Origin of the sequence: Lactobacillus helveticus DSM 20075 = CGMCC 1.1877 (genome assembly GCF_000160855.1) — a bacterium.
In the GTDB taxonomy this organism is placed as follows: domain Bacteria; phylum Bacillota; class Bacilli; order Lactobacillales; family Lactobacillaceae; genus Lactobacillus; species Lactobacillus helveticus.
This window is the reverse complement of record NZ_GG700761.1, coordinates 1-532: the sequence shown is the minus strand read 5'-3', so window position 1 is coordinate 532 and position 532 is coordinate 1. Positions and strand designations below refer to the sequence as shown.

Here is a 532-nt window from a genome sequence, read left to right as displayed (position 1 = left end):
GGGTTACTTTGCTTGTTTTTTCAAGTTTATTTTTTATTTGGTGGTGCGAATGTGATTTTTATTGATATTGAAGCTGATTCAAAGATTGAGAAGTATGCGGATGATTTTAAAGAGTTTAATGATAAACAATTGCAGTTGAATAATCAGCAGCAACAGTTGCAGGCTAGCATTTTAGAACAAACAAAACAGCTTAAAGATAGTCAGCAAAAGTTGTTAGATAGTGCTGAGAAGAGCTCTGAGCTACAAGATAAAGTTGATAAGATCAAGAATCCTAAGAATTATTTATACGTATCTATGAGAAATATGTTTGATAAATGGCAGAATGATATATTGATGGATAAAAAGAAACAAGAAGATAACAAGTAAATTAACGTTAATAGCTGTTAGGAAGTGTTAAAACGTGAGGCAATTATGAACGAGTTTAAGCAAGTTCATCAACAGTCTAACAAGTAAGAAGGTATAACAGTCTTACATAGCTTTTATAGTAAATGGCAGAAAGCTTATAAGCATGTAATTCAGAATGTAAAAGACC

At 31.2% G+C, this 532-nt stretch carries 2 pseudogenes; both read left to right on the top strand.

Annotated features, from left to right (window positions below):
- A pseudogene (locus tag HMPREF0518_RS10850) lies at positions 1-366 on the top strand (hypothetical protein); the annotation flags it as partial.
- Positions 367-399: 33 nt separating this feature from the next.
- A pseudogene (locus tag HMPREF0518_RS10845) lies at positions 400-532 on the top strand (IS256 family transposase); the annotation flags it as partial.